16 protein-coding genes, 1 tRNA gene and 1 pseudogene are annotated in these 24,363 nt (G+C 34.7%); 8 read left to right on the forward strand and 10 right to left on the reverse strand.

The window, feature by feature from the left end:
* Positions 1–20: 20 nt before the first annotated feature.
* A complete protein-coding gene (gene lptD, locus GQ594_RS00715) occupies positions 21–2,387 on the reverse strand; it encodes an LPS assembly protein LptD (protein ID WP_160411040.1) in 2,367 nt (788 codons plus the stop codon).
* A gap of 75 nt (positions 2,388–2,462) precedes the next feature.
* Complete coding sequence (pcnB, locus tag GQ594_RS00720) at positions 2,463–3,806, reverse strand: polynucleotide adenylyltransferase PcnB (protein WP_160411261.1); 1,344 nt, start codon at positions 3,804–3,806, stop codon at positions 2,463–2,465.
* 424 nt (positions 3,807–4,230) lie between these two features.
* Here pcnB and oxyR point away from each other — a divergent pair, with 424 nt between their 5' ends.
* The 3 genes from oxyR to GQ594_RS00735 all read left to right on the forward strand — a co-directional run bounded on the left by oxyR (position 4,231) and on the right by GQ594_RS00735 (position 7,051).
* The gene (gene oxyR, locus GQ594_RS00725; protein ID WP_160400562.1) at positions 4,231–5,157 is read left to right on the forward strand and encodes a DNA-binding transcriptional regulator OxyR; all 927 of its coding nucleotides are present in this window, start codon (positions 4,231–4,233) and stop codon (positions 5,155–5,157) included.
* Between the two features lie 60 nt (positions 5,158–5,217).
* Entirely contained in the window at positions 5,218–5,844 is a 627-nt protein-coding gene (gene fabR, locus GQ594_RS00730) for an HTH-type transcriptional repressor FabR (RefSeq protein WP_160400635.1), read from the forward strand.
* Positions 5,845–6,022: 178 nt separating this feature from the next.
* Positions 6,023–7,051, forward strand: coding sequence for an alpha/beta hydrolase family protein (locus GQ594_RS00735; RefSeq protein WP_202112408.1), 1,029 nt, complete (start codon positions 6,023–6,025; stop codon positions 7,049–7,051).
* A gap of 56 nt (positions 7,052–7,107) precedes the next feature.
* Here the strand turns inward: GQ594_RS00735 and pntB are convergent, their stop codons facing one another.
* The gene (pntB, locus tag GQ594_RS00740) at positions 7,108–8,505 is read right to left on the reverse strand and encodes a Re/Si-specific NAD(P)(+) transhydrogenase subunit beta (protein ID WP_160411041.1); all 1,398 of its coding nucleotides are present in this window, start codon (positions 8,503–8,505) and stop codon (positions 7,108–7,110) included.
* A gap of 15 nt (positions 8,506–8,520) precedes the next feature.
* The gene (gene pntA / locus GQ594_RS00745; protein WP_160411042.1) at positions 8,521–10,053 is read right to left on the reverse strand and encodes a Re/Si-specific NAD(P)(+) transhydrogenase subunit alpha; all 1,533 of its coding nucleotides are present in this window, start codon (positions 10,051–10,053) and stop codon (positions 8,521–8,523) included.
* Positions 10,054–10,370: 317 nt separating this feature from the next.
* Here pntA and mukF point away from each other — a divergent pair, with 317 nt between their 5' ends.
* The 3 genes from mukF to mukB are packed head-to-tail and all read left to right on the forward strand — an operon-like array spanning position 10,371 to position 16,880.
* A complete protein-coding gene (gene mukF, locus GQ594_RS00750) occupies positions 10,371–11,693 on the forward strand; it encodes a chromosome partition protein MukF (protein ID WP_160411043.1) in 1,323 nt (440 codons plus the stop codon).
* A gap of 43 nt (positions 11,694–11,736) precedes the next feature.
* The gene (gene mukE / locus GQ594_RS00755) at positions 11,737–12,459 is read left to right on the forward strand and encodes a chromosome partition protein MukE (protein WP_160411263.1); all 723 of its coding nucleotides are present in this window, start codon (positions 11,737–11,739) and stop codon (positions 12,457–12,459) included.
* A 2-nt stretch (positions 12,460–12,461) separates the two neighbouring features.
* On the forward strand, positions 12,462–16,880 hold the full coding sequence (gene mukB / locus GQ594_RS00760; protein WP_160411044.1) for a chromosome partition protein MukB: 4,419 nt from the start codon (positions 12,462–12,464) through the stop codon (positions 16,878–16,880).
* 231 nt (positions 16,881–17,111) lie between these two features.
* Here mukB and GQ594_RS00765 read toward each other — a convergent pair whose 3' ends face one another.
* The 6 genes and pseudogenes from GQ594_RS00765 to secG all read right to left on the reverse strand — a co-directional run bounded on the left by GQ594_RS00765 (position 17,112) and on the right by secG (position 21,729).
* Positions 17,112–17,282, reverse strand: a complete 171-nt coding sequence (locus GQ594_RS00765) for a helix-hairpin-helix domain-containing protein (RefSeq protein WP_160411045.1) — start codon at positions 17,280–17,282, stop codon at positions 17,112–17,114.
* Positions 17,283–17,314: 32 nt separating this feature from the next.
* Positions 17,315–17,830, reverse strand: a complete 516-nt coding sequence (locus GQ594_RS00770; RefSeq protein ID WP_085246902.1) for a ClbS/DfsB family four-helix bundle protein — start codon at positions 17,828–17,830, stop codon at positions 17,315–17,317.
* A gap of 61 nt (positions 17,831–17,891) precedes the next feature.
* The gene (locus GQ594_RS00775; RefSeq protein ID WP_065590369.1) at positions 17,892–18,191 is read right to left on the reverse strand and encodes a chorismate mutase; all 300 of its coding nucleotides are present in this window, start codon (positions 18,189–18,191) and stop codon (positions 17,892–17,894) included.
* A 1,631-nt stretch (positions 18,192–19,822) separates the two neighbouring features.
* Positions 19,823–21,074 (reverse strand): annotated as a pseudogene (locus tag GQ594_RS12375) (integrase domain-containing protein).
* A 184-nt stretch (positions 21,075–21,258) separates the two neighbouring features.
* Positions 21,259–21,344, reverse strand: a tRNA-Leu gene (locus tag GQ594_RS00785).
* 10 nt (positions 21,345–21,354) lie between these two features.
* Positions 21,355–21,729, reverse strand: coding sequence for a preprotein translocase subunit SecG (gene secG / locus GQ594_RS00790; protein WP_160411046.1), 375 nt, complete (start codon positions 21,727–21,729; stop codon positions 21,355–21,357).
* 333 nt (positions 21,730–22,062) lie between these two features.
* Here secG and thiI point away from each other — a divergent pair, with 333 nt between their 5' ends.
* Together thiI and GQ594_RS00800 are read left to right on the forward strand one after the other, a co-directional pair.
* The gene (gene thiI, locus GQ594_RS00795; RefSeq protein WP_160411047.1) at positions 22,063–23,511 is read left to right on the forward strand and encodes a tRNA uracil 4-sulfurtransferase ThiI; all 1,449 of its coding nucleotides are present in this window, start codon (positions 22,063–22,065) and stop codon (positions 23,509–23,511) included.
* A 123-nt stretch (positions 23,512–23,634) separates the two neighbouring features.
* Positions 23,635–24,351: a response regulator gene (locus GQ594_RS00800; RefSeq protein ID WP_160411048.1), complete on the forward strand. Its 717-nt coding sequence runs from the start codon at positions 23,635–23,637 to the stop codon at positions 24,349–24,351.
* Positions 24,352–24,363 lie beyond the last annotated feature (12 nt).

Below are 24,363 nucleotides of genomic sequence, written 5' to 3' on the forward strand. Positions count from 1 at the left end.
TTTATATTTAAAGAAATATTTTACTCAAATGCTGTTGTGTATGGTAATTTACCAAAATTCAGCATTTTAGCTTTAGTATCTCGATTATTACCTAACCCTTTTAGTTCAAAATTAACAGACAGTTTATTTTCATATTTACTTTTTCGAGAAATATTGTCCCAATCGGTTAGCTTTCTACCATATTGAACCGTCATTCCCCAACAACAATCACTATAGTGTAAACCAACAAAGCTATCAGTGGTTTGCTCTAATTTAACGTCATAATAATATGAGCCAACAGCACTAACGGTTTGCGATAATGGCCAAGTAGTCATTATTCCTGCTTGAGAAATATCTTGCTTATAGCCTCTATAAGAAGGATTTTTATCAACAGTGCCAATATAGTTACGGTTTGCATAGCGATAAGATAATTGCATTAATTTATCGCCTGATGGGCGATATTCAAATATTGTGTTAGCTAACGAAATTGTATCAATTCTGGTATCATATTGGACGCCACTTCGGAAGATTATATCATCACTTATACGCCAAAAATTATCAGATGCCCAAGTGATGCTACCTGTATCAGAGTTTTCGTCTAAATCGTTATTATGTTCACTCGTTTTTGATTTAGTAAAATAAGTAATTTGCCCGATTGATAAGTTAAATTTTTCAATCTTATTTTCATTATAGAATCGAGAGGTTAACCCTGTGGATATTTTATTGGTTGAGGCAATCCTATCTAAACCACTATAGGGCTGATCTCTAAATAGACCAATATAATCGGATTGTAATATAGTGGAGTCATAGTTGCTAATATTAGACTGATTTCGATATGGAATATATATGTATTTTATTCGAGGTTCTAAGGTTTGTGTATAACCATCGATAAAAGGTATGTCACGCTCAAAGATGACTTTACCATCAATACTAAATTTGGGTAAAAAACGATTTACGCTTTTGTTTAAATATTTATATTGTTCAATTTCTTTCTTAATATTATCTTGATTGTAATGGGTTGCCATAAACCCTACTTCTGAAGTTAACGATGACCAAGAATTGGTTAAGGTATAATTTAGCGTTGGTTCAATATGAGTCCGCCATGCCTTAGGTTTATTTTCTCCAGAAGTCAAAAAGCGAGATATTTGAGAAAATGTTCTAAATTTGAATGGTCCCAAATCATTATTGTAATAACTCACATCCAGTTGTGGTTCAGTTTGATAAAGAGAGTTTTTTAGCCCCGAATGAAATGGTTGAAAATGTCTATAGCCTAAAGTAATATCCCAACTTTCGTCATTATAAGCCATTTTATAAAACTGTGTTAAATATCCTGCAGTTTGGGATGCGTATTTAGAATTTAGGTTTGTTAGATACTGATTGTCACTAACTCGAGTTGTATCAGCATAGAAACGCCAATTATAATTAATTAATTCTTCATTTTTCCAATGGAATAACCAACGGTGGCTATTGTTATCATAATTGTTACCATTGGTATGATTATTTCTATCCTCACTATATTTACTATCGTGTTGTAGCCAGTCAAATGCAAGTGTTCCTAAGCCTAATTCATTTAAATAGCGAAATTCTGTTTGTAATTGAACTCCACGTTTTTGCAAGACTCTAGGCGTAAATGTTGCATCGTAATTGGGGGCAATGTTCCAATAAACTGGTATTGAAAAATCAATGCCATCAATACTATCATAGCTAAAATTAGGCATTAATAGTCCTGAACGACGTTTATCTCCAGTTGGTAATTGTAAATAAGGTGAATATAGAACCGGGACTTTGCCAATACTAAATATGGCATTCCATACTTCTAATAATTGTTCTTCATTATCATGAATGACAGTTGTTCCCTTGATGTTCCAAGTACTATCATTGACAGGGCAAGATGTATAGTTGCCATTTTTTAAAATAATATATCGATTTTTTTCGAATTTCATTTGATCGGCATTACCGCGACCAAGTCTATTGACAAGTTGATATTGACTTGGACTCATATTGGCATCATTATTATTTAGATTCATTGATGCAACATCGCCTTTCATTTGTATTAAATTATCTTGATAAGTAATATCGCCTTCTAACTTTACTATTCTATTATTGTTATCTTGGGTATCGATTGTTACTTTATCTGCTTGAACTGTACGGTTACCTTGTTCTATTAATACTTCGCCGTTGTATATGGCAATACTGGGATAGAATGCTTTTAATTGGTTAGCTTCAACATTTATAGGTAAGGTGTTTATATCTCCATTGACTAAAGGGCGATCAAACCTAGGAACGTCTATAAGACATTGAGGATTATTGCTAATAGAATTTTTAGGTAAACCTATTGCATAACTAGAGTTGTTATATAAGGAAATAGTAATAACTATTGCAATAAGAGAAGGTGCTAATTTTTTCATCAATGATCTAAACGTTATTATGATTATTTTAATTGCTGCATTATAGCTGTTATTTATAAAAGTGCGAATTAAAAATTAACGTCTGCTCTTGCGTTTATTCATTTTACTTAACTGCTTTACCATCATTATTCTTTTTTCAATCGAAGTAAATTGAAACTCGTCCCACCATTTTGCTAATTCTAATAGTTCGCCTTTTTCAATTGAAGCTCGTATTTCTAAAAGATCATAAGCAGCTCTAAATTTAGGGTGCTCCAAAATAGCAAATGCACGTTTACCATCTCGTTTCTTCATACGCAACTGTAAACGCCAAATGTCACCCATTACAGTAGTTAATCGTCTAGGTATAGCAATAATTTTACATTGTTCGCTTAGCACTTCGTTAATTGCCATTGAAAATGAATCATAAAACGGCAGCCCACTTTCGGCACTCATTGCTTGAGCTTGTTCAATAATAGGGTACCAAAAAAAAGTTGCAAATAAAAATGCAGGATTGACTCGTTTGTTATTAGCAATACGATAATCAGTATTTTTTAAGGCTTGTTCGATGATTTGTTCTAAACGACTGTTAGTGTTATTGGTAAATAAACGCGTAATAACGGGAAATAGTTGTTCAAACAGATGATATTCTCTTAATAACTTATAAGTTTTGTAGCCATTTCCTGTTTGTAACAGTTTAAGGGTTTCATCAAAAAGCCGAGCTGATGGAATATTTTTTAATAATGATGCCAAGTATTTGATTGGCTCAGCTGTGGTTGGCTCAATTTGCATATTAAGTTTTGCTGCAAAACGGACTGTTCTTAACATCCTAACAGGATCTTCTTGATAACGTGTTTGTGGATCGCCAATTAATCGAATAATGCCTTTTTGTAAATCTTTTAACCCTCCGCAATAATCACGCAATGTAAAGTCTTTTACATTGTAATAAAGTGCATTCATAGTAAAATCTCGACGAATTGCATCTTGCTCAATGGTTCCGTAAACATTATCACGGATTAACATTCCTGATTGAGAACGTTTAGCAACATTGTTTTGCCCATCTTGGTTGTTATGATCACCTCGAAAGGTAGCTACTTCAATAATTTCTTTACCGAACATAATATGGGCAAGACGGAATCGTCTTCCTACCAAGCGACAGTTACGGAATATTTTTTGAATTTGTTCTGGTGTCGCATTAGTTGTGATATCAAAGTCCTTCGGTATTTTACCTAATATGAGATCTCTGATACATCCTCCAACTAAATAAGCTTCGTATCCTTGCTTGTTTAATCGATGAAGGACCTTTAATGCATTCGCACTAATATCGTTACGGGATATATTATGTTCATTACGTGAAATGGACACATAGCCAATTTTTTGTTGTTTTTTGTTTTTTTCATGGCGAAAAATTTTTTGATAAAAACGTGATACTTGTTTAAAAATAGTGCACCTCAAAAAGTGTTTTTGGCTTAATTCTAGTGTAGCGTGCGATTATATCGTAATTGCCAATAATTTTCCATGTTTCTTGAAAACGGCGTTTATTGATTTAATAAAATTATAAATTTATTAAATGGATCAAATATTATATTTGATTTTTTTAATATAATTATCAACAATAGTCATATTAGCAGTATTTAATTAAAAGCGAAAAATTTTGTTTTGCTCTAGTTAAAGTATTTTAATTAACTGATTAAAATTAAATAAACTCATACTCAAAACTTTTATTTATTTGTTTTTGTTTCACAGAATGTACTTTATAACGTATTATAATTTAAGAAATTTTTTGTATTTCTTAAATACTATTTGTTATATTACACTGAAAGTTATATGAGTATATACTATTAACTAATAACCTATTGGGGATGTTATGAATATTCGTGATTTGGAATATTTTGTTTCGTTAGCTGAATTTCGTCATTTTCGCAAAGCTGCAGATGCGTGCAATGTGAGTCAGCCAACTCTTAGTGGTCAAATTAGAAAGTTAGAAGATGAATTAGGCGTAATGTTATTAGAACGTACTAGCCGCAAAGTATTATTTACTCAAACGGGTATGATGTTAGTTGAACAAGCGAAAGAAATTTTACGGAATATTCAAATTCTAAAAGAGATGGCAAGTCGCCAAGGTGAAGAAATGTCTGGGCCAATGCATATCGGCTTAATTCCTACTATAGCACCTTACCTTTTGCCTCATGTTATTAGTGTTTTACATGAGTCGTTCCCTCAATTAGAACTTTATTTACATGAAGCTCAAACTGCTAGCATTGTTGCTCAGCTTGAAAGTGGTAAACTTGACTGTGCTATTGTTGCACAAGTTAAAGAAACAACACAATTTATTGAACTGCCATTATTTGAAGAACCTATGTTTTTAGCTGTTCCTGCTGGTAACGAATTAGCTAGTAAAAAAACTATTAAATTATCTAATTTAAAAGGGCAAAAATTCTTAATGTTAGAAGATGGACACTGTTTACGTGATCATGCTATGGGATATTGTTTCCAAGTTGGTATTGATGAAGATAAGCAGTTCAAAGCAACTAGCCTTGAAACGCTTCGAAGTATGATTGCTGCAGGTCGAGGTATTACTTTATTTCCAGAACTTGCTGCTCCTAATGAGAGGATTCGTGATAATATTTGTTATATTCCATGTTCAGATCCGGTACCTTCGCGTAGTATTACTTTGATTTATCGTCCTGGATCGCCACTACGTTCTCGTTATGAAACAATAGCTAAAACTATTCGAGAGCATATGCCGAAAGTACTTGCTGAAAAAGAGCGATTGTTGAAAGTAGCAAATTAATGTTAGGTTACATCTAAACGATTAGGATTGAGCTATTAAATGAAAAATATCAAGACAGGCATAGGTATTCGCGCTCAACAAAAAGAAAGAACTCGCCGTACGTTAATTGAGGCGGCATTTAATCAACTTAATGCAGAGCAAGGTTTTAATAGTTTAAGTTTACGAGAAGTTGCCCGTGAGGCTGGTATTGCGGCAACTTCGTTTTATCGCCATTTTCGTGATATGGATGAATTAGGTTTGGCCATGGTTGACGAAAGTGGTTTAACTCTTCGTCAATTGTTGCGCCAAGCACGTAAGCGTATTGAAAAAGGCGGTAGTGTACTAAGAACATCTGTTACTACGTTTATCGAGTTTATCGATAAAAATCCTAAAGTATTTTTGTTACTTCTTCGCGAAAAAGCCGGTACATCATCGGCTTTTCGCTCTGCTATAGCTAGAGAGATTCAACACTTTATTGTAGAGCTTGTTGATTATCTTGATAATGCTAACCAGATGCCTCACCATTACAATGAAGCTCAAGCAGAAGCAATGGTAACTATTGCTTTTAATGCAGGAGCTGAAGCAATTGATTTTGACACAGTACAAAGACAAAAATTAATTGAAGATCTTATTTTTCAATTACGGATGGTATCTCGTGGAGCTTATTATCTATACCATAAGGAACAAATCAAAAAAGATAGTCATTAATCGTTATAATTTCCAAATCTAATCTTGAAATTCTAATTTGGTCGTAATATTAAAGTTTCATACTATTTAGCAATTAATTATTTCCAATAAAAATATCTAATAATTACTGATTTTTTCTATTTATTATTTACACTATAGCAGTAAAAAAGAGAAACATTGTTAAATAGGAATTAATTTAATGACTAAACTATACTTTTTGCTTTATTCGCTTATTTTGTCTTTTCCCTTTTTCAACTATGCTTATTCAAATGTAGGCTTTAAGGAAATCTATTATAGCAAAGAAGACAGTAGACCTTTAAATATTGCAATATGGTATCCGACAAATAATCAACAAAGAGCAGTAGCTATTGGTGACAACGCCGTTTTTTATGGTTCTAAAGTTATTCCTAATGCTGCACCTCTTTCAAATTATCATAAACATCCTTTAATTGTTATTTCACATGGTTATGGAGGAAGTTGGCAAAGTTTAAATTGGCTTGCTTATGAACTAGCAGATAAGGGATATATTGTTGCTGCACCTAATCATCCCGGAACTACTTATTTTAATAAAAATATTACTCAATCTAGTAAATTGTGGTTACGTCCTCAAGATCTAAGTAAAACTATTGATGCGTTACAAATAGATGAAATTTTAGCAAACCATATTGATGTGAACAAAATTTCATCTATTGGACATTCCCTTGGCGGTTGGACAGTAGCTGCACTTGCCGGAGCAAGGTTTGATACAGATCTTTTTAAACAAGATTGCACTATACATTCACATTTAAAAGCTTGCCAGTTAGTGAGTGAACTTGGACTAGATAACCCACAATTAAATAAAAATATGTCAGATCCGAGAATAAAGTCATTTATTTCTTTAGATGCGGGATTAGTTAGAGGATTTACCGCAGATAGTTTGAAAAATATTACTGTTCCTTCTTTAATCATTGGTGCTGGTATTGATGTTGGTGATATGAATGTAGAGCTTGAATCTGGTTATTTACAACAGTTTCTTTCAAAATCATTATCAACTTATATTGTTATTCCTGATGCAATGCATTTTACTTTCATACAAATTTGTAAATCAGATGCTATAGATATTTTAGAGCAAGAGGCTAAAGGAGAATCAATCATTTGTAAAGATGGCGGTAATCGCACAAGGACAGAGATACACCGTGAAATAACGGATCGAATAATCGATTTTTTAGCTAAATCGAATTTAAATTAGCGCCTATTTTAAAAATATACTGTGGCAAAACCACAGTATATTTTATGAATTAATCATTAAAGACTTTGTAGTACTTTTTCAACACTATCTTTAGCATCACCAAATAACATATAGCTATTTTCTTTAAAGAATAGTGGATTTTGTACGCCTGCATAACCAGTATTCATTGAGCGTTTAGAAATAATAACAGTCTTTGCTTTCCAAACTTCAAGAACAGGCATGCCAGCTATTGGGCTATTAGGATCTTCTTCTGCCGCTGGGTTAACAGTATCGTTAGCTCCAATTACCCAAACCACATCAGTATCAGGGAAGTCATCGTTGATTTCATCCATTTCTAATACAATATCATAAGGGACTTTCGCTTCAGCTAATAATACATTCATATGCCCAGGTAAACGTCCAGCCACTGGGTGAATGCCAAATCTAACTTCAATACCCATGCCACGTAGTTTTTCAGTAATATTACTTACAGAACCTTGAGCTTGAGCAACAGCCATACCATACCCAGGAACGATAATAACAGAACGAGCTTCTTTTAATGTTTGAGCTACTTCCGATGGTTGCATTTCGCGGTATTCACCTTGTTCTTCATCAGATGAACTTGTTGAACTACCATCACTACCAAACCCACCAGCAATAACACTAATAAATGAGCGGTTCATCGCTTTACACATAATATATGAAAGAATTGCACCTGATGAACCAACTAATGCGCCTGTTACAATTAAGAGATCGTTACCTAACATAAAGCCAGCTGCTGCTGCTGCCCAACCAGAATAAGAGTTTAGCATTGAGATTACTACTGGCATATCAGCACCACCAATTGAGGCAACAAGATGGAAGCCAAATACAAATGCAATTATCGCCATAATTAATAGACTAAGGAGTGCACCTGTTCCTTTTTCTACTTCAATGAAGGTATACATTAATATGATCGAAACAACAATCGCAGCTAGATTCCAATAATGTTTATTTGGAATAGAAAGCGGTTTAGAGCTAATGCGACCATTTAATTTACCGAATGCAACAACAGAACCTGAGAAAGTTACAGCCCCAATAAATACACCCACAAAAATTTCGACTAAATGTACAGTAAGCTCACTACCATGAAATAGTTGTGAATGATTGTTTAAGTCTAAAAAGCTATTTAAACCAACAAGTACAGCAGCCATACCAACAAAGCTATGTAGTAGCGCAACAAGTTCTGGCATTTGCGTCATTTCGACTTTCTTAGCAAGGTATAACCCAATTGTTGCACCAATAATCATTGCGATTACGATCCAGTGTAATCCACCCTTGATACTAGCTACTGCTGCAATAAGTGCAATAGCCATACCAATCATACCGTAGATATTTCCTGATTTGGCTGATTCTTGGTTAGAAAGACCACGTAAACTAAAGATAAAAAGTAATGCTGCAATAACATAGGCTGCTTGAATGATTCCATTACTCATGGTTTATTCCCTCCCTTACTTGTCACGTTGAAACATTTTCAACATTCTTTGAGTAACAAAGAATCCGCCAAAAATATTAATACTAGCGATTAAAATAGCAACAAAGGCAATTGCTGTACTTAGACCGTTGTCATCACCGATTTGCAATATTGCTCCGACTAAAATAATACCAGAAATTGCATTAGTTACTGACATCAGTGGAGTATGTAGAGAGTGCGTAACATTCCATACAACGTAATAACCAACCACACAAGATAAAGCAAAAACAGTGAAATGCCCTAAAAAGCTTTCAGGTACAGAATTTGCAAGCCAGAAATAGGCTAGAACGGCTAATGCAAAAATTCCATATTTTTTACGTGGATCCATTGGTTTTGGTTCAGGTTTAGCAATTGGCTCAGAAGTTTTTTTCTGCGGTTGTGCTGATACTTGAATTGGTGGTGCTGGCCAAGTGATTTCTTTCTCTTTAACCACGGTTACGCCACGAATAACAACATCTTCAAAGTTGATATCAATATTGCCGTCTTTTTCTTTAGCAAGCAATTTTAATAGGTTAACAATATTTGTACCATAAAGCTGAGATGCTTGAGCAGGCATACGATTAGCTAAATCAGTATAACCAACAATTTTTACATTATTCTCAGTTTCGAAAACTTCGCCAGGTTTGGTTAACTCACAGTTACCACCTGTTAATGCGGCTAAATCGACAATAACACTGCCCGGCTTCATTGATTCTACCATCTCTTTAGAGATCAGTTTTGGTGCAGGTTTACCGGGGATCAAAGCTGTGGTAATAATAATATCTACATCTTTAGCTTGTTCAGCAAATAATGCCATTTCAGCTTCAATAAAGGCAGCAGACATTTGCTTAGCGTAGCCATCACCAGAACCAGCTTCTTCTTCGAAATCTAATTCTAAAAAGTCGGCACCCATACTATTAATTTGTTCGGCAACTTCAGGACGAGTGTCGAATGCGCGAACAATGGCGCCTAAACTTACTGCCGCCCCAATTGCTGCAAGGCCCGCAACACCCGCGCCAATAACTAACACTTTTGCAGGAGGTACTTTACCTGCTGCAGTAACTTGTCCTGTAAAGAATCGACCAAATTGATTTGCGGCTTCAATAACTGAACGATAACCAGCAATATTAGACATTGAACTAAGTGCATCTAAAGATTGTGCACGCGAAATACGTGGAACACAATCCATCGCCATTACAGTAATATTTTTAGCTGCTAATTTTTCTAATAGATCTTTGTGTTGGGCAGGATAAATATAACTGATGAGCGTTAATCCCTCTTTCATTAATGCGATTTCATCATCAGTTGGTGCATGAAATTTCAAAATTAAATCATTTTGCCAAATATCTTGAGTATTTTGGATTGTTGCTCCAGTCTCAATAAAAGCTTGGTCTTCAAAATGAGCCGCATGTCCAGCGCCTTGTTCTACAGAAACTGTAAAACCAAGTTTTAACAGTTGTCCAACAGTTTGGGGAGTTGCTGCAACTCTAGCTTCATTGGCTAACCGTTCTCTAGGTATACCGATATGCATTTTGTTACATCCTTATGTTAGTTTATATAGAGTTTGTTGATTTTAGCATAAATAGACATCAGTGCGAGTGGGGAATCTGTTTTTTATTCAAGAAATAATATTTTAATTAATTTTAATGATATTTATTAATTAATATTATTATAAATTTAAATACAACGAGTAATCATCTAAATGATATCATTTTAATTCTTTCTTAGAATTCCATTACAAATTTACTCTATATTGTTATATAATTGACGTTATTTTTTTCTATGCCGTGAATAATGGATGTTCTGTGGAATGTTTCTATTTTGTTCTCCTTGAATTAAGGAACTTTTATGATTGATTTTTCCCAATCAGTGCCGGAACTGGTCTCTTGGGCAAAAAAAAATGATTTTTCGATCACATTACCGGTTGAAAGGTTAGCTTTTTTATTGGCCATTGCCGTATTAAATAGCGAACGCTTTGATGGTGAAATGACCGAATCTGAATTAATTGACGCTTTTAGGCATGTTTCGCTAATTTTTGAACAAAGTGAAGATACCATCACTGTCCGAGCCAATAATGCAATTAACGATTTAGTGCGTCAGCGATTCATTACTCGATTTACAAGTGATATGACTGATGGTTTTTCTATTTATCGCTTAACACCATTAGGAATAGGTATTTCTGATTATTATATCCGCCAACGTGAATTTTCGACGCTGCGCTTATCTATTCAGTTGTCTATCGTTGCACAAGAATTGAAGCGTGCCGCAGATGCTGCAGTCGAAGGTGGTGATGATTTACATTGGCATCGAAATGTCTTTGCACCATTAAAATACTCAGTTGCGGAAATTTTTGATAGTATTGATATTACCCAACGTGTTATGGATGAACAACAGGCTGACGTTAAACAAAATATTTCTGCCCTATTAAGTCAAGATTGGCAAGCAGCAATTAGCAGTTGTGAAGGGTTACTGACTGAAACATCCCAAACATTGCGTGAGCTACAAGATACGTTAGCCGCAGCTGGTGATAAATTACAAGCCAGTTTGCTTTTAATACAAGATGCAACACTTGCTAATCCTGATCTTGATAAAATTAACAATGTGGTTATGGATCTACAAGGTAAGCTTGATCGCATTATTGGTTGGGGACAAAAAGCAATAGATCTTTGGATAGGTTATGATAGGCACGTTCATAAATTTATCCGTACCGCTATCGATTTAGATAAAAACCGTGTATTTTCACAACGTTTACGCAAATCAATTCAAGGATATTTTGATTTGCCTTGGTCGCTCACTTTTGCTAATGCCGAGCGTTTACTTGATATGCGTGATGAGGAATTAGCTTTACATGATGCCGAAGTTACAGGCGAATTACCATCAGAACTTGAATTTGAAATGATTGAGGAAATTCAAGAACATATTATTGCGCATATTGAACAAAATTTATTGATATTTAAGCAAGAAAATAAACCACTTGATATGGGGATTACCATTCGCAGCTATTTAGCTCAGTTCCCTCGTGAACAGCATTTTGATATTGCAAGGTTATTTATTGATCAAGCTATTCGCCTTGGTATTGCCGAAGATGATTTACTTGGTATTTCTGCTGAATGGAAACTTATTAACGATTATGGAGCTAAGGTACAAGCACATGTCATCAATAGATACTAACGATTTAGACACACAACAAACTGCACATCATCTTGATGAAGTTATGGGGCGTATAGCAGCTAGCTCTCAGGCGTCCATTGATAAATATATGCCAGTTAAGTTGGCTCAAGCGATAGCTAATCCGATTTTTCCTGAACTTGATAGTTTACTACGTTCTGGTCGACATATTGGTATTGATGAACTTGATCATCATGCTTTTTTAATGGATTTTCAACTTGAGCTTGAACAATTTTATCAACGCTATAATGTTGAATTAATTCGAGCACCGGAAGGTTTTTTTTACCTACGCCCTCGTTCTACAACATTAATTCCTCGTTCGGTATTATCAGAGCTTGATATGGTAGTTGGTAAAGTGCTTTGTTATTTATACCTAAGCCCAGAACGATTAGCACATGAAGGTATTTTTACCCTACAAGAACTATTTGAAGAGCTTATTTCATTAGCCGACGAAAGTAAATTACTCAAATTAGTCAATCAACGCTCAACAGGTTCAGATTTAGATCGTCAAAAATTGTTTGATAAAGTAAAAACAGCGTTAAATCGATTACGTCGGTTGGGTATGATCTTTTTTATTGTTGGTAATGATAGTAGCCGTTTTCGTATTAATGAATCAATTTTCCGTTTTGGTGCGGATGTGCGTAGTAGTGATGATGCTCAAGAAGCGCAATTACGCCTAATTAGAGATGGAGAAGCAATTAAAATTGAATCATCCTTAATTTTAGATAATCAAGAACTAGATGAAGATGTTAATGAGGAGACTGAATAATCATGATTGGACACGGTAAATTTCACTCATTAACTTTGATAAACTGGAATGGTTTTTTTGCTCGAGCGTTTGAGCTTGATCAATTAGTTACGACATTATCTGGTGGTAATGGTGCAGGTAAATCAACCACCATGGCGGCTTTTGTTACTGCATTAATTCCTGATTTAACTTTATTGCATTTTAGAAACACCACCGAAGCAGGTGCCACCTCTGGTTCACGCGACAAAGGTTTGCATGGTAAATTAAAACCCGGTGTTTGTTATTCAATGCTCGATGTGATTAACTCTCGCAATCAGCGAATTATTTGTGGTGTACGTTTGCAACAAGTAGCAGGGCGGGACAAAAAAGTCGATATCAAGCCATTTTTACTACAGGGTCTACCTATTGGTATTAGTCCAACAGAATTAGTAACAGAACGTTTAAATGACAGACAAGCACGTATTTTATCATTGCCGGAGCTAAAAGATAAAGTTGAATCAATGGAAGGCGTTATTTTCAAGCAATTTAACTCTATTACTGATTATCATTCGGTTATGTTTGATTTCGGTATTTTACCAAAACGCTTACGCTCTTCATCTGATCGTAGTAAATATTATCGTCTTATTGAAGCTTCACTCTATGGTGGGATTTCAAGTGCGATTACCCGTTCACTGCGTGATTACTTATTACCTGAAAACAGTGGTGTACGTAAAGCTTTCCAAGATATGGAGGCTGCACTACGTGAAAATCGAATGACATTAGAGGCTATTCGAGTTACGCAATCTGATCGTGATTTATTTAAACATCTAATAACAGAATCGACTAATTATGTAGCAGCTGACTATATGCGTCATAATAATGAACGCCGAGTTCATATAGAATCAGTACTTGGTCTGCGTCGTGACATGTTTAAAACACAAGATCTGCTTATTAGCAATCAATATCGCCAAGTTGAAATGGCAAAAGAACTTAAAGAACATCAAGATGCGCAAAGTGATCTGGAAACCGACTTACAGGCTGCTAATGATCACCTTAATTTAGCGCAAACTGCATTGCGTCAACAGGAAAAAATCGACCGTTATCAAGCAGATTTAGATGATTTAAACTTAAAGTTAGAAGAACAAAACGAAGTAGTACTTGAAGCTAATGAACAGTACCAAACCTATCGTGATCAAGTTGAACAAACAGAACAAGAAGTTGACGAAATCAAGACTCAATTAGCTGATTATCAACAAGCGCTTGATGTTCAACAAACCCGTGCAATTCAATACCAACAGGCTTTACAAGCATTAAAAAATGCACAAAGTTTATGCCAATTACCTAAATTAGGCATTAGCAATATTGAAAATTACTATGAATTGTTTGAAGAAAAGCAAAGAGAGATCACCGAACAAGTTCTTGAGCTTGAGCAAAAATTAAGTGTATCTGATGCGGCAATTAATCAATTTGACCGCGCTTATCAACTGGTAGTCAAATTGGTTGGTGATGTAACTCGTAGTGAAGCCTTTGCTGCAGGAAAAGAGGCATTAAGACAGTGGCCATCACAATGTTACCAAGCTGAAAAGGCTGAACATTTACAACTACAACTTGATGAACTAGAACAGCGTTTTTTTGAACAAAAAGAAGCAGAATCATTATTAATACAATTTTGCAAACGTATTGGTCGCCAAGTTAATTATGATGAGCTTGATGAGCTAAAACAAGAGCTTGAAGTACAGCTTGATAACAACGCAACATTAGCTAATGAATCAAGCGAAAAACGTATTGAGTTTAGACAAGAACTTGAACAGATACAGTCAAAAATTACTGATTACCGACAAAAAGCACCTTTATGGCTAAAAGCTCAAGATGCCTTAACTGCTTTACAAGAACAAACAGGTGAAACGTTTGCCCATAGTCAAGCTGTTACACAACATATGCAACAACTGCTTGAACAAGAACGTACTCTTATTACTGAGCGTGACCAAATCAGTTTTAGACGTAACCAACTTGATATCCAAATTGAACAACTTAACCAACCAAGTGGTGTCGATGATGGGCGTTTGTCTGCGCTAGCTGAGCGATTTAATGGTGTATTACTTTCTGAAATTTATGAAGATGTAACTATTGATGATGCTCCTTATTTTTCTGCACTCTATGGGCCTGCAAGGCAGGCTATTGTTGTGCCTGATTTATCATTAGTAAAACAGCAATTAGAAATGCTAACAGCAAGTGATGAAGATTACCCTGAAGATATCTATTTTATTGAAGGAGATCCATCATCATTTGACGATAGCGTATTTGATTGTGAAGAAATGAATAAATCGGTATTGGTCAAAACAGGAGATCGTCAATGGCGATTTTCAAGTTTTCCAGCTGTACCGCTATTTGGGCGAGCAGCTCGAGAAGTTCATCTTGAAAAACTATCTACTGAGCGTGATGAGTTACACGAACGTTATGCGACAATCTCGTTTGATTTACAGAAATTACAACGTATTGAACAAAATGTTGGACAATTTGTTGGTCAATATTTAGCTGTGGCTTTCGATGTTGATCCTGAAGCTGAAGCGCAAAAGCTTTCGTCACGACGCAACGAAATTGAACGCCAATTATCATCCCAAGAAAATATTGATAAACAAAACCAACAACAAGTCGCCTCTTGCAAAGAACAACTAACTATTGTTAATCGACTTATTGCACAGATGCACTTACTTGCGGATGATGATTTAGCTGATCGTGTTGATGATTTACGTGAGCAAGTTGCTCAGGCCCAAGATGCCGCCCAATATGTAAGTCGTCACATCCATACAGTTTCAGAACTTGAGCCAATTTTAGCTGTTTTACAAAGCGATCCTGAACAGAACGAAACTCTACGTGAACATTACAACACGGTTAAAACACAGCAACAAACGATTCGTCAACAAGTTTTTTCCTTAACGGAAGTAATGCAACGGCGTGCCCACTTTAGTTATGAAGACTCGGCAGGAATGCTGAACGAAAATACTGATTTGAATGAAAAACTACGATCCCGATTAGAAATTGTCGAAGCTCAAAAAACTGATGCTCGTCGTCAGATGCAACAATATCAAGATCAGTACAACCAGTATAACCAAACACTTGCTTCGCTCAAAAGTGCATTTGACACTAAACGAGACATGCTTAATGAATTGCAAAAAGAGATCGAACAAATCGGCGTAAAAGCGGATGCGATCACTGAAGAGCGAGCTCGAATTCGCCGTGATGAAATTCATCACAAATTGAATAGTAATCGCCAAAATTGTACATCGCTTGAAAAACAACTCATTATGTGCGAAAGCGAAATGGCACAACTGCAAAAACGTCTAACTCAAACTCTGCGTGATTATAAGCAACTAAGAGAACAGGTAGTACAAGCCAAAGCGGGTTGGTGTTTAGTATTAAGGTTGGTTAAAGAAAATAGTGTTGAACGTCGTTTACACCGTCGTGAGCTTGCTTATTTAAGTGCTGATGAATTGCGTTCCATGTCGGATAAAGCATTAGGTTCCTTACGTTTAGCTGTTAATGACAATGAACATTTACGGGATGTATTAAGACTATCAGAAGATCCAAAACGCCCAGAACGTAAAATCCAATTCTATATCGCTGTTTACGCACATTTGCGTGAACGAATTCGCCAAGATATTGTTAAAACTGACGATCCAATTGAAGCGATTGAACAGATGGAAATTGAGTTATCTCGCTTAACTGAAGAATTGACATCGCGTGAGCAACAATTGGCAATCAGTTCAAAAAGTGTATCGAATATTATTCGTAAAACGATTCAACGTGAGCAAAATCGTATTCGTATGCTTAATCAAGGGTTACAAGCCGTGGCATTTGGTCAGGTTAATGGTGTGCGTTTAAATGTCCATATTCGTGAGGCTCATTCAACACTTTTAGCCGCACTTGCCGATGAACAAAATGAACATCAAGATCTATTTAGTAATAATCGTATTACCTTCTCAGAAGCGTTAGCTAAACTTTATCAACGTTTAAATCCACATATTGATATGGGACAACGAACTGCTCAAAATATTGGTGAAGAACTGCTAGATTATCGAAATTATCTTGAAATGGATGTTGAAGTGAATCGAGGTGCTGACGGTTGGTTACGTGCTGAAAGTGGCGCATTATCAACAGGTGAGGCTATTGGTACGGGGATGTCCATTTTACTCATGGTAATTCAAAGTTGGGAAGACGAATCTAAACGCTTGCGTAACAAAGATATTTCGCCATGTCGATTATTATTTTTGGATGAAGCAGCTAGACTTGACGCCAAATCAATTGCCACATTGTTTGAGTTATGTGAACGGTTAGAAATGCAATTGATTATAGCCGCACCTGAAAACATTAGTCCTGAAAAAGGAACAACCTATAAACTCGTACGTAAAGTTATCAATAACCAAGAACATGTGCATGTAGTTGGTTTGAAAGGCTTTGCTTAATTCCTGCTTTGCCGACATTGTCGGCAAAACTTTACAATTTTTGTAAAAAAGTTTCAGGTAACTATACGTTTCAGTATATATATCTTAAAAATAGATAAGAAATCAAAAAATTGACTATCATTGTTCAATTGAAAAGTTGAATGCACTCGCTGCTCATAAAAAGGGATATTACGTATTGTTGACTAAACTCAAAATATTACTTATTGCCGTTTTTGCTTGATGGCTGTTTTTTCAACAAGTTGAACCTGTTAATAATGCACCTTTGTTAAGGATTTCATCTAAACTAGCATTACGCAATTTATCGAAAGAAGCGAACTTCATCTCTTCAAGCCTTTCAATAATTTTGGTACCCACGAATTTAAGCTCCATCAATTGCTGTCGTTCTGTTTCTGTAAAGGCCATATTATTCTCCTTACATTATATTGAATATAATTTTAAACTGATGCATTTAGCTTTTTCCACTTTCTGATTTTTGCTCTAAACGATTTAAAAGGCGCCACAGAATTAATATGGATAAATCGAGCAACAGTCCAAGATTCAGGATAAGGTGTAGTCCAATTACGGCTATCTTTTATAAACAAAGTGTCTTCGTTCAAAGATTGAATCCAATCATTCCAAATGGTGATTTGCTGATTAAATGCTTGAATTAATGCCTGTAATGATAGGTATTGATATGTTTTATAAAATTGTTGATACAAATTACCCAATTGATTCCATTTGTATCCAGAAGCCGGTAATTCAGGTGTTTTACCAGCAAGTTCATCATCATCCCAAGATTTCACCAAATTAAGCCAACCGAGTTGATAAGCAATCATTTGTGCAGGAGTACGATCAACGCCCTCTACCAAAGAGTCTTTTTGTGATTCAGATAAAACTATAAACTCATCAATAAATAGCTTGGCCGTTTTGTTTATTTCATCTAATAACTGCTGTTTAGTTGCATAAGCCATGTCACCTACTTCTTATGAGATCATTCATATCTTTAAAGATAACATAAAATCAATATATTATCTAAATATTTTTAATGAAATCTCTGTTTTTATTTTCTTTGTTTTTGAAATATTTCAATTCTTCATCGATAAAATATCGTACTAGATTTGCATATAGATCTTTGATGATTTCGCCATTAAGTCCTAATTCATTCGACCATTGTTTTCGTTGCTCTAGCATACTGTCAAAACGTTCTTTGGCTTGTACATCAGTGGTATTTTTTTTGAACTTACTGGCAGCTTTGACGTATTCAAAGCGTGTAGCAAGCAATTTAATTATGGAATGGTCAATCTGATCTATTTCGGCACGAATGTGGTTCATATTCTCACATTTGTTTGGCGCTTGGGTAGGTTTATAAGTCACGATTTTATACCTTTTGTTTATTTAACTTTTTATATCCTATCACTATTAGATTATGCACAAAAGTATCACTTAGTAGGTGTCATAGTTGCACTATATTTATATATACAAAATTGATTGTTCACTTCTAATAGAAGTGAGTTTAATATTTGGAGATACTCAATAATTAATTGATTTTTTTATTTATTAAATCAATTTCATTTTACATTGATACCGCCCAATAATATAACTAAAAATTTTGTTTATATCCTTCTAGCAAAGGATTCGTAGATTTTGTGTATTTTAATGGGTTTTAAAGAATCTTACAAAATATGAGTCAAGGGAAACTGAATTATGACAAGTAAAACCCTTTCGATAAATACTTTTTGTTTTCATAGCTCTTAAAAATACCCCCATTCGTACCCCCAAAACGAAAAGTGACCTCATAAATTAGATATCATTATCCTGATAAAGCATAAAAATTAAAAAAATCGGGTTAGCATTAAAATGAATGAGGGTGGGTGGTTTGGATTACTAAAATCTATAGAGATTTACCCCTCCCCCCATAAAAATAAAATTTAATAAAAAAGTATGCACGGTGTTCACTATTTGCTTGAAGACTGATTCAAAAAGGGTTTGAGCGGTGTATACTTAAATGTTTACTATTCACAAGTATATACTTTAGGTATTCACTCAATAAAAAACCGCCAATTAGGGTGGTCTTATTTTGGTGGCTCAATTTGAGCTACTAGTTAGGATCTTCGGCTTTAGGTAACCAATCTTTACACATATCTGGGTTTATTTCTAAATTAGTTTTTATCCCTATATTAGTTCGTTTTTTAATGTACGCCTTTCTATTTTTTTTTATGGCGTAATTTAATTCCACTCAAGGACAATGGATTATTAAGCCCTGTATTGTGCACATATTCAATATAAGCATGATATAAATATTTTTGGGGGGGTAAAGGGCATTATTGAACTACGACCCTATACGTTCTAAACCGCCCACCCTGCTTTTTATGCAAAACCGCGAATTGAAATAATTTTTTTGACTGCTATTACTAAATGGGTAACCAAATAGCTATGGTTGAGTAACTCGAACCAATGTAATAAACCTGCTGACTTTTTAGCAGATTGCAAATGTAATACCTGTATGGTGGAAATCACCATAGAGCATTTATTCTTTTCCTCCAATAATAGCCCTGGATCAACCTTAAAATCACCCTAACTTAACATTATGATTAATAATTATTTTATTTTAATTAAAAAATAACGCTATATAAATATTTTTATATTTCAATTAGTTAATTACAGGATCAAGATTATTTTAATAATGTGTATAGTAGTGAACAGTAGTGAATACCAAAAAATATATATAATGAGTATATAATATATTGATATATATAAATTAATATTAGGTTAGTGAATAGTAGTGAACACTTTATATAAAAAGTTTAAGATTATGGGGAGGTAAGAATAAAAAACAGCCTAATAATCAGTATAAGTAAAGGATGACATTTAAAAAAGCACCCCTCAGATATGAGGAGTGGTTATTATGGAGAATTGAAGTGAATAACCCAAATATGGGGCACGGTATGAATAGCGTGATATGGTTAATGATTAACTAGCTTTAAATTGCGGTTACCTGATAGTGAGACATTTCCTTGGCTTGCTTGCTCAACAAAGTCACCCCACCAGTCAAGCATAATACGCTTTTGATGTTCATATTCTGCTTTGTTGTAGGCTCGCCTTACTGCGTTTTTATCTACATGCGATAACGCGCTTTCAATGACATCATAATTAAAGCCTTGTTCGTTTAAAGCGGTACTAGCTAAAGCTCTTAATCCATGCGCAACTAACTTATCTTTGCATCCCATGCGCTTTATTGCCATGTTAGCGGTTTGGCTACTCATTGGCTTGTTATAAGGTGGTCTTGCTGTTGGGAAAACAAACTCACTTGTATGATTAATAGATTTCATTATCTCAAGTATTTTTATTGCCTGCGGTGATAAAGGTATATTGTGTGGTCTATCCATTTTCATGCGTTCGGCAGGAATACTCCATAATTTTTTATCTAGATTAATTTCTTCCCACTTAGCCCCTACGGCTTCACTTGGTCGCGTTAATGTTAATAACTGCCATTCAATCACGCATCTGGTTTGCAATTCAATCTTTGCCATAGCTAAAGCTTGCATGAACTGCGGTAACTCAGTAGGGGGAATAGTTGGCTGATTTTTTACTTTCGGGCTATTAAATACGTCGGTGATTTTGGCTAGAGGGTTATTATCGATAATTCCCATATTGACAGCATAACACATTATTTCATTAATTCGCCGACAAACTCTTTTTACTGTTTCGTATTTATTATTGTTATTTAATGGCTGTAATGCGTTAATTGCTTTGATAGCTGTTACTTGGTTTATTGGAATATCTTTTATATAAGGGAAAACATGGTTTTCTAATGAACGCCAAGCCTTTTTGAGTGTTTGTTCTTCTAAACCTTGTTCTGTTTTGAAATTTGAACCATTTCTCAGCTATAGCGTAAAAGGTATTATTACAAGCTTCTTGCTTACGTTGTTCTTGTTCCGCTTTGTGATGTTGTGGATCTATCCCTTGCTTTATTAATTCGCGCGCTTCATCTCGTTGTTTTCGCGCTTGTTGTAGCGATGTTTCTGGGTATTTACCGAAAGATAATAATGTCTCTTTATGTGATATTGGCTTTTTATATTTAAATCGTCATAATTTAACCCCTGTCGATTTAACTAACAAAAAAAGACCTCCACCATCAAAATACTTTTTATCCTTACTAGTGGCTTTTAATGCTTTTATTTGTGTGTCAGTTAAGGGAGTCGTTTTTACAGCCATTTTTCACCTTTGGGGGTACGCAATAATAGGGTATTTTATTATACCCCCAAATATACCCCCATTATTTTTGGTTGTAAATGTACCTTACTGATACTTAATGGGCAATAAAATAGACTTTGAGGCTTGTTATTACTGGATTTGGTGTGCTTTGTTGGGTTTAAAAGAATGTTACTGTTTATTGATTTGGTGCCGTGGGCGGGACTTGAACCCGCATGCTCTTAGAGCACTACCCCCTCAAGATAGCGTGTCTACCAATTTCACCACCACGGCGCCGTCTTTATTATTCTGGAATATCTGAAGTTGAGTTTTGTTGTACTGGTTGAGTAACCGGTATTGTTACCGGATCTGTATTGTGTTCATTTAATTGCGTTGTTGCAGGTACACTATCATCAATGATATCAAAATTGCCTGTTGACGTAACATGAGATTTACTACCTAAATTCGACAGTAAAACGCTTATCACAAAAAACAAAACACCTAGTAAAGTTGTTGCACGGGTTAAAAAATTACCACTTCCTGAAGAGCCAAATAAAGTTGCAGATGCACCTGCTCCAAAAGACGAACCCATATCCGACCCTTTGCCACGTTGTATTAGCACTAAACCAACGATGACAATTGCAATAATCAAATAACTTATAATTAAAAATTCGTACATTTTAACCTGTCAATTTTAATATGTTATACAACAGAATTTATTGATGCGGAATATTAGCGAAAGACAGGCCAACAAGCAAGTAAAATTTAAAATATAGTTGATATATTTTGAGCATTTATGCTTTTAAATAACTAAAAATACGCCACTTATATATAAGGAAAATATCTTTTTTATATTATGTATTACTGTTTTACACGTTCACTTTATTTCAAAAAATAAATTAATTGATACTTTTTTAATTTTATAATTTCTATATTATTTCATAATCAATTGTGCGTTTTTTGGGGAAAACCAGTATAATGACCGCATTTTATTACCTTTTACATTGATTTTATGAAATTTATTGTTAAGCTTTTTCCCGAAATTACCATTAAAAGTGATTCTGTTCGTTTACGATTTATTAAAATATTAACGAGCAATATTCGCAATATTTTAAAACATCACATTGAAGATGTCGCAGTGATTCGTCATTGGGATTTTATTGAAGTTCGACCAAAAATTGAAAATAGTGAAGCTCAGATACTTGGGTTATTAACACGCATCCCGGGCATTCATCATATTCTAGCAGTTGATGAACTTACTTTTATTGACGTTCATGACATTTTCGAAAAGGCATTAGACTATTATGCCCCACTAATTGAAAATAAAACCTTTTGTGTACGAGTCAAACGCCGTGGAAAACATGAATTTACATCAATTGATGTCGAACGTTATGTTGGCGGTGGGCTAAATCAACACGTTGCATCTGCTAAAGTTCAATTAACTCGCCCTGATATCACAGTCAATCTTGAAATTGACAAAGACAAATTACTGCTTGTCAAAGGTCGACATACAGGGATAGGCGGTTTCCCGACTGGTACACAAGAAGACGTATTATCGCTCATATCAGGTGGTTTTGATTCTGGCGTATCGAGTTACATGCTAATGCGTCGCGGCAGTCGAGTGCACTATTGCTTTTTTAATCTAGGTGGCAAAACTCATGAAATCGGGGTTAAGCAAATGGCACATTATTTATGGGAGCGATTTGGAAGTTCACATAAAGTTCGTTTTATTGCTATTGACTTTTCTGATGTTGTTGGTGAAATTCTTGAAAAGGTTGATGATGGGCAAATGGGGGTTATTCTAAAACGAATGATGATTCGTGCTGCATCGAAGATTGCTCAACGCTATAATGTTGAAGCGCTTGTCACTGGCGAGGCGTTGGGGCAAGTATCAAGTCAGACGCTTACTAATCTACGATTAATTGATAATGTCAGTGACACATTAATTTTGCGCCCACTTATCACGCACGATAAAGAAACAATCATTAATCTTGCTCGTCAAATTGGCACAGAGGATATCGCAAAAACAATGCCTGAATTTTGTGGTGTTATATCTAAAAAACCAACAGTTAAAGCCGTAAAAGAAAAAATTGAAGCTGAAGAATTGAATTTTGATTTTACAATTTTAGATAGAGCGGTTGAAAATGCTGAAAATATTGATATTCGTGAAATAAAAAAACAAACTGACACAACAATTACATCGGTTGAAACAGTAACTATGCTTAATTCAGATCATGTTGTTATCGACATTCGATCACCTGAAGAGCAAGAGGATAACCCATTAATACTGAACGATATTGAAATCAAACACATTCCATTTTATAAGTTAGCAACCCAATTTGGGGATTTGGAACAATCAAAGCAATATTTGTTATATTGTGAACGAGGTGTGATGAGTAAATTACAAGCACTTTATCTAATTGATCAAGGTTTTAAAAACGTAAAAATATTTCGAACATAAAACTTAACAAAAATTTACTATATTCTTGTTATTTTTTACATATAATGGATTTTTGAATATAAATTATGTAGTTATTTCTAATAAATAAAGTATCAAAAATGGATTATATAAAAGAGGAATGTAATGGGTAGCAAATTACTTGTAGTTGATGATGATCCAGAAATTGCTGTATTATTACGTGAATTACTTGAATTAGAAGGGTATCGAGTTGAAGTTGCGAATAACGGTATACAAGCTTTAGAAAAGTTTGATAGTACAATCGATCTTATTTTACTTGATATTATGATGCCAGAAATGAATGGATTCAAAGTGTTATCTCAACTGAGAAGTAAATTTACTGTTCCAGTGATTTTTTTAACAGCTAAAGATAATGAATATGATAAAGTTATTGGACTTGAACTTGGTGCAGATGATTACATCTTAAAACCGTTTAATGATAGAGAGCTTATCGCTCGAATCAATGCGCTTTTACGTAGAACCCGATGGGATAATCTTGTTGAAGATGATTCCAATAAGCCAAGTGAATATACTATTGATAAACTCAGTGTAAATCCAAACCAGCAATCGGTTTATTTTGATAACAAGCATATTGAAGTAACAGGTATGGAATTTCAGGTATTGCTTAAATTGCTTGAAAACGCAGGAAAAATAATTTCACGAGATACATTAAGTGAAACAGTTTTAGGCAAAGAGTTTATTCCAATTGCTCGCTCAATTGATGTGCATGTTTCTAATCTACGGAAAAAGCTTCCGCCTAGAAGTGATGGTTTGCCTTGGATTAAAACATTACGTTCTAAAGGTTATTTGTTTGTCATTGATAAAAATGACGATTTATTATAAAGCTAAGAAAAT

This window comes from Gilliamella sp. Pra-s52 (assembly GCF_009795805.1).
Taxonomy (GTDB): Bacteria; Pseudomonadota; Gammaproteobacteria; order Enterobacterales; family Orbaceae; genus Gilliamella.

Bases quoted from the DNA above. Each gene is read 5' to 3' on its own strand.
- GQ594_RS00775 (WP_065590369.1), bottom strand. From the start codon at position 18,191: ATGAACCACATTCGTGCCGAAATAGATCAGATTGACCATTCCATAATT.
- secG (WP_160411046.1), bottom strand. From the start codon at position 21,729: ATGTACGAATTTTTAATTATAAGTTATTTGATTATTGCAATTGTCATC.
- pntA (WP_160411042.1), bottom strand. From the start codon at position 10,053: ATGCATATCGGTATACCTAGAGAACGGTTAGCCAATGAAGCTAGAGTT.
- mukE (WP_160411263.1), top strand. From the start codon at position 11,737: ATGGGGCGTATAGCAGCTAGCTCTCAGGCGTCCATTGATAAATATATG.
- GQ594_RS00800 (WP_160411048.1), top strand. From the start codon at position 23,635: ATGGGTAGCAAATTACTTGTAGTTGATGATGATCCAGAAATTGCTGTA.
- mukF (WP_160411043.1), top strand. From the start codon at position 10,371: ATGATTGATTTTTCCCAATCAGTGCCGGAACTGGTCTCTTGGGCAAAA.
- pntB (WP_160411041.1), bottom strand. From the start codon at position 8,505: ATGAGTAATGGAATCATTCAAGCAGCCTATGTTATTGCAGCATTACTT.
- mukB (WP_160411044.1), top strand. From the start codon at position 12,462: ATGATTGGACACGGTAAATTTCACTCATTAACTTTGATAAACTGGAAT.
- GQ594_RS00735 (WP_202112408.1), top strand. From the start codon at position 6,023: ATGACTAAACTATACTTTTTGCTTTATTCGCTTATTTTGTCTTTTCCC.
- GQ594_RS00765 (WP_160411045.1), bottom strand. From the start codon at position 17,282: ATGGCCTTTACAGAAACAGAACGACAGCAATTGATGGAGCTTAAATTC.
- oxyR (WP_160400562.1), top strand. From the start codon at position 4,231: ATGAATATTCGTGATTTGGAATATTTTGTTTCGTTAGCTGAATTTCGT.
- GQ594_RS00770 (WP_085246902.1), bottom strand. From the start codon at position 17,830: ATGGCTTATGCAACTAAACAGCAGTTATTAGATGAAATAAACAAAACG.
- lptD (WP_160411040.1), bottom strand. From the start codon at position 2,387: ATGAAAAAATTAGCACCTTCTCTTATTGCAATAGTTATTACTATTTCC.
- thiI (WP_160411047.1), top strand. From the start codon at position 22,063: ATGAAATTTATTGTTAAGCTTTTTCCCGAAATTACCATTAAAAGTGAT.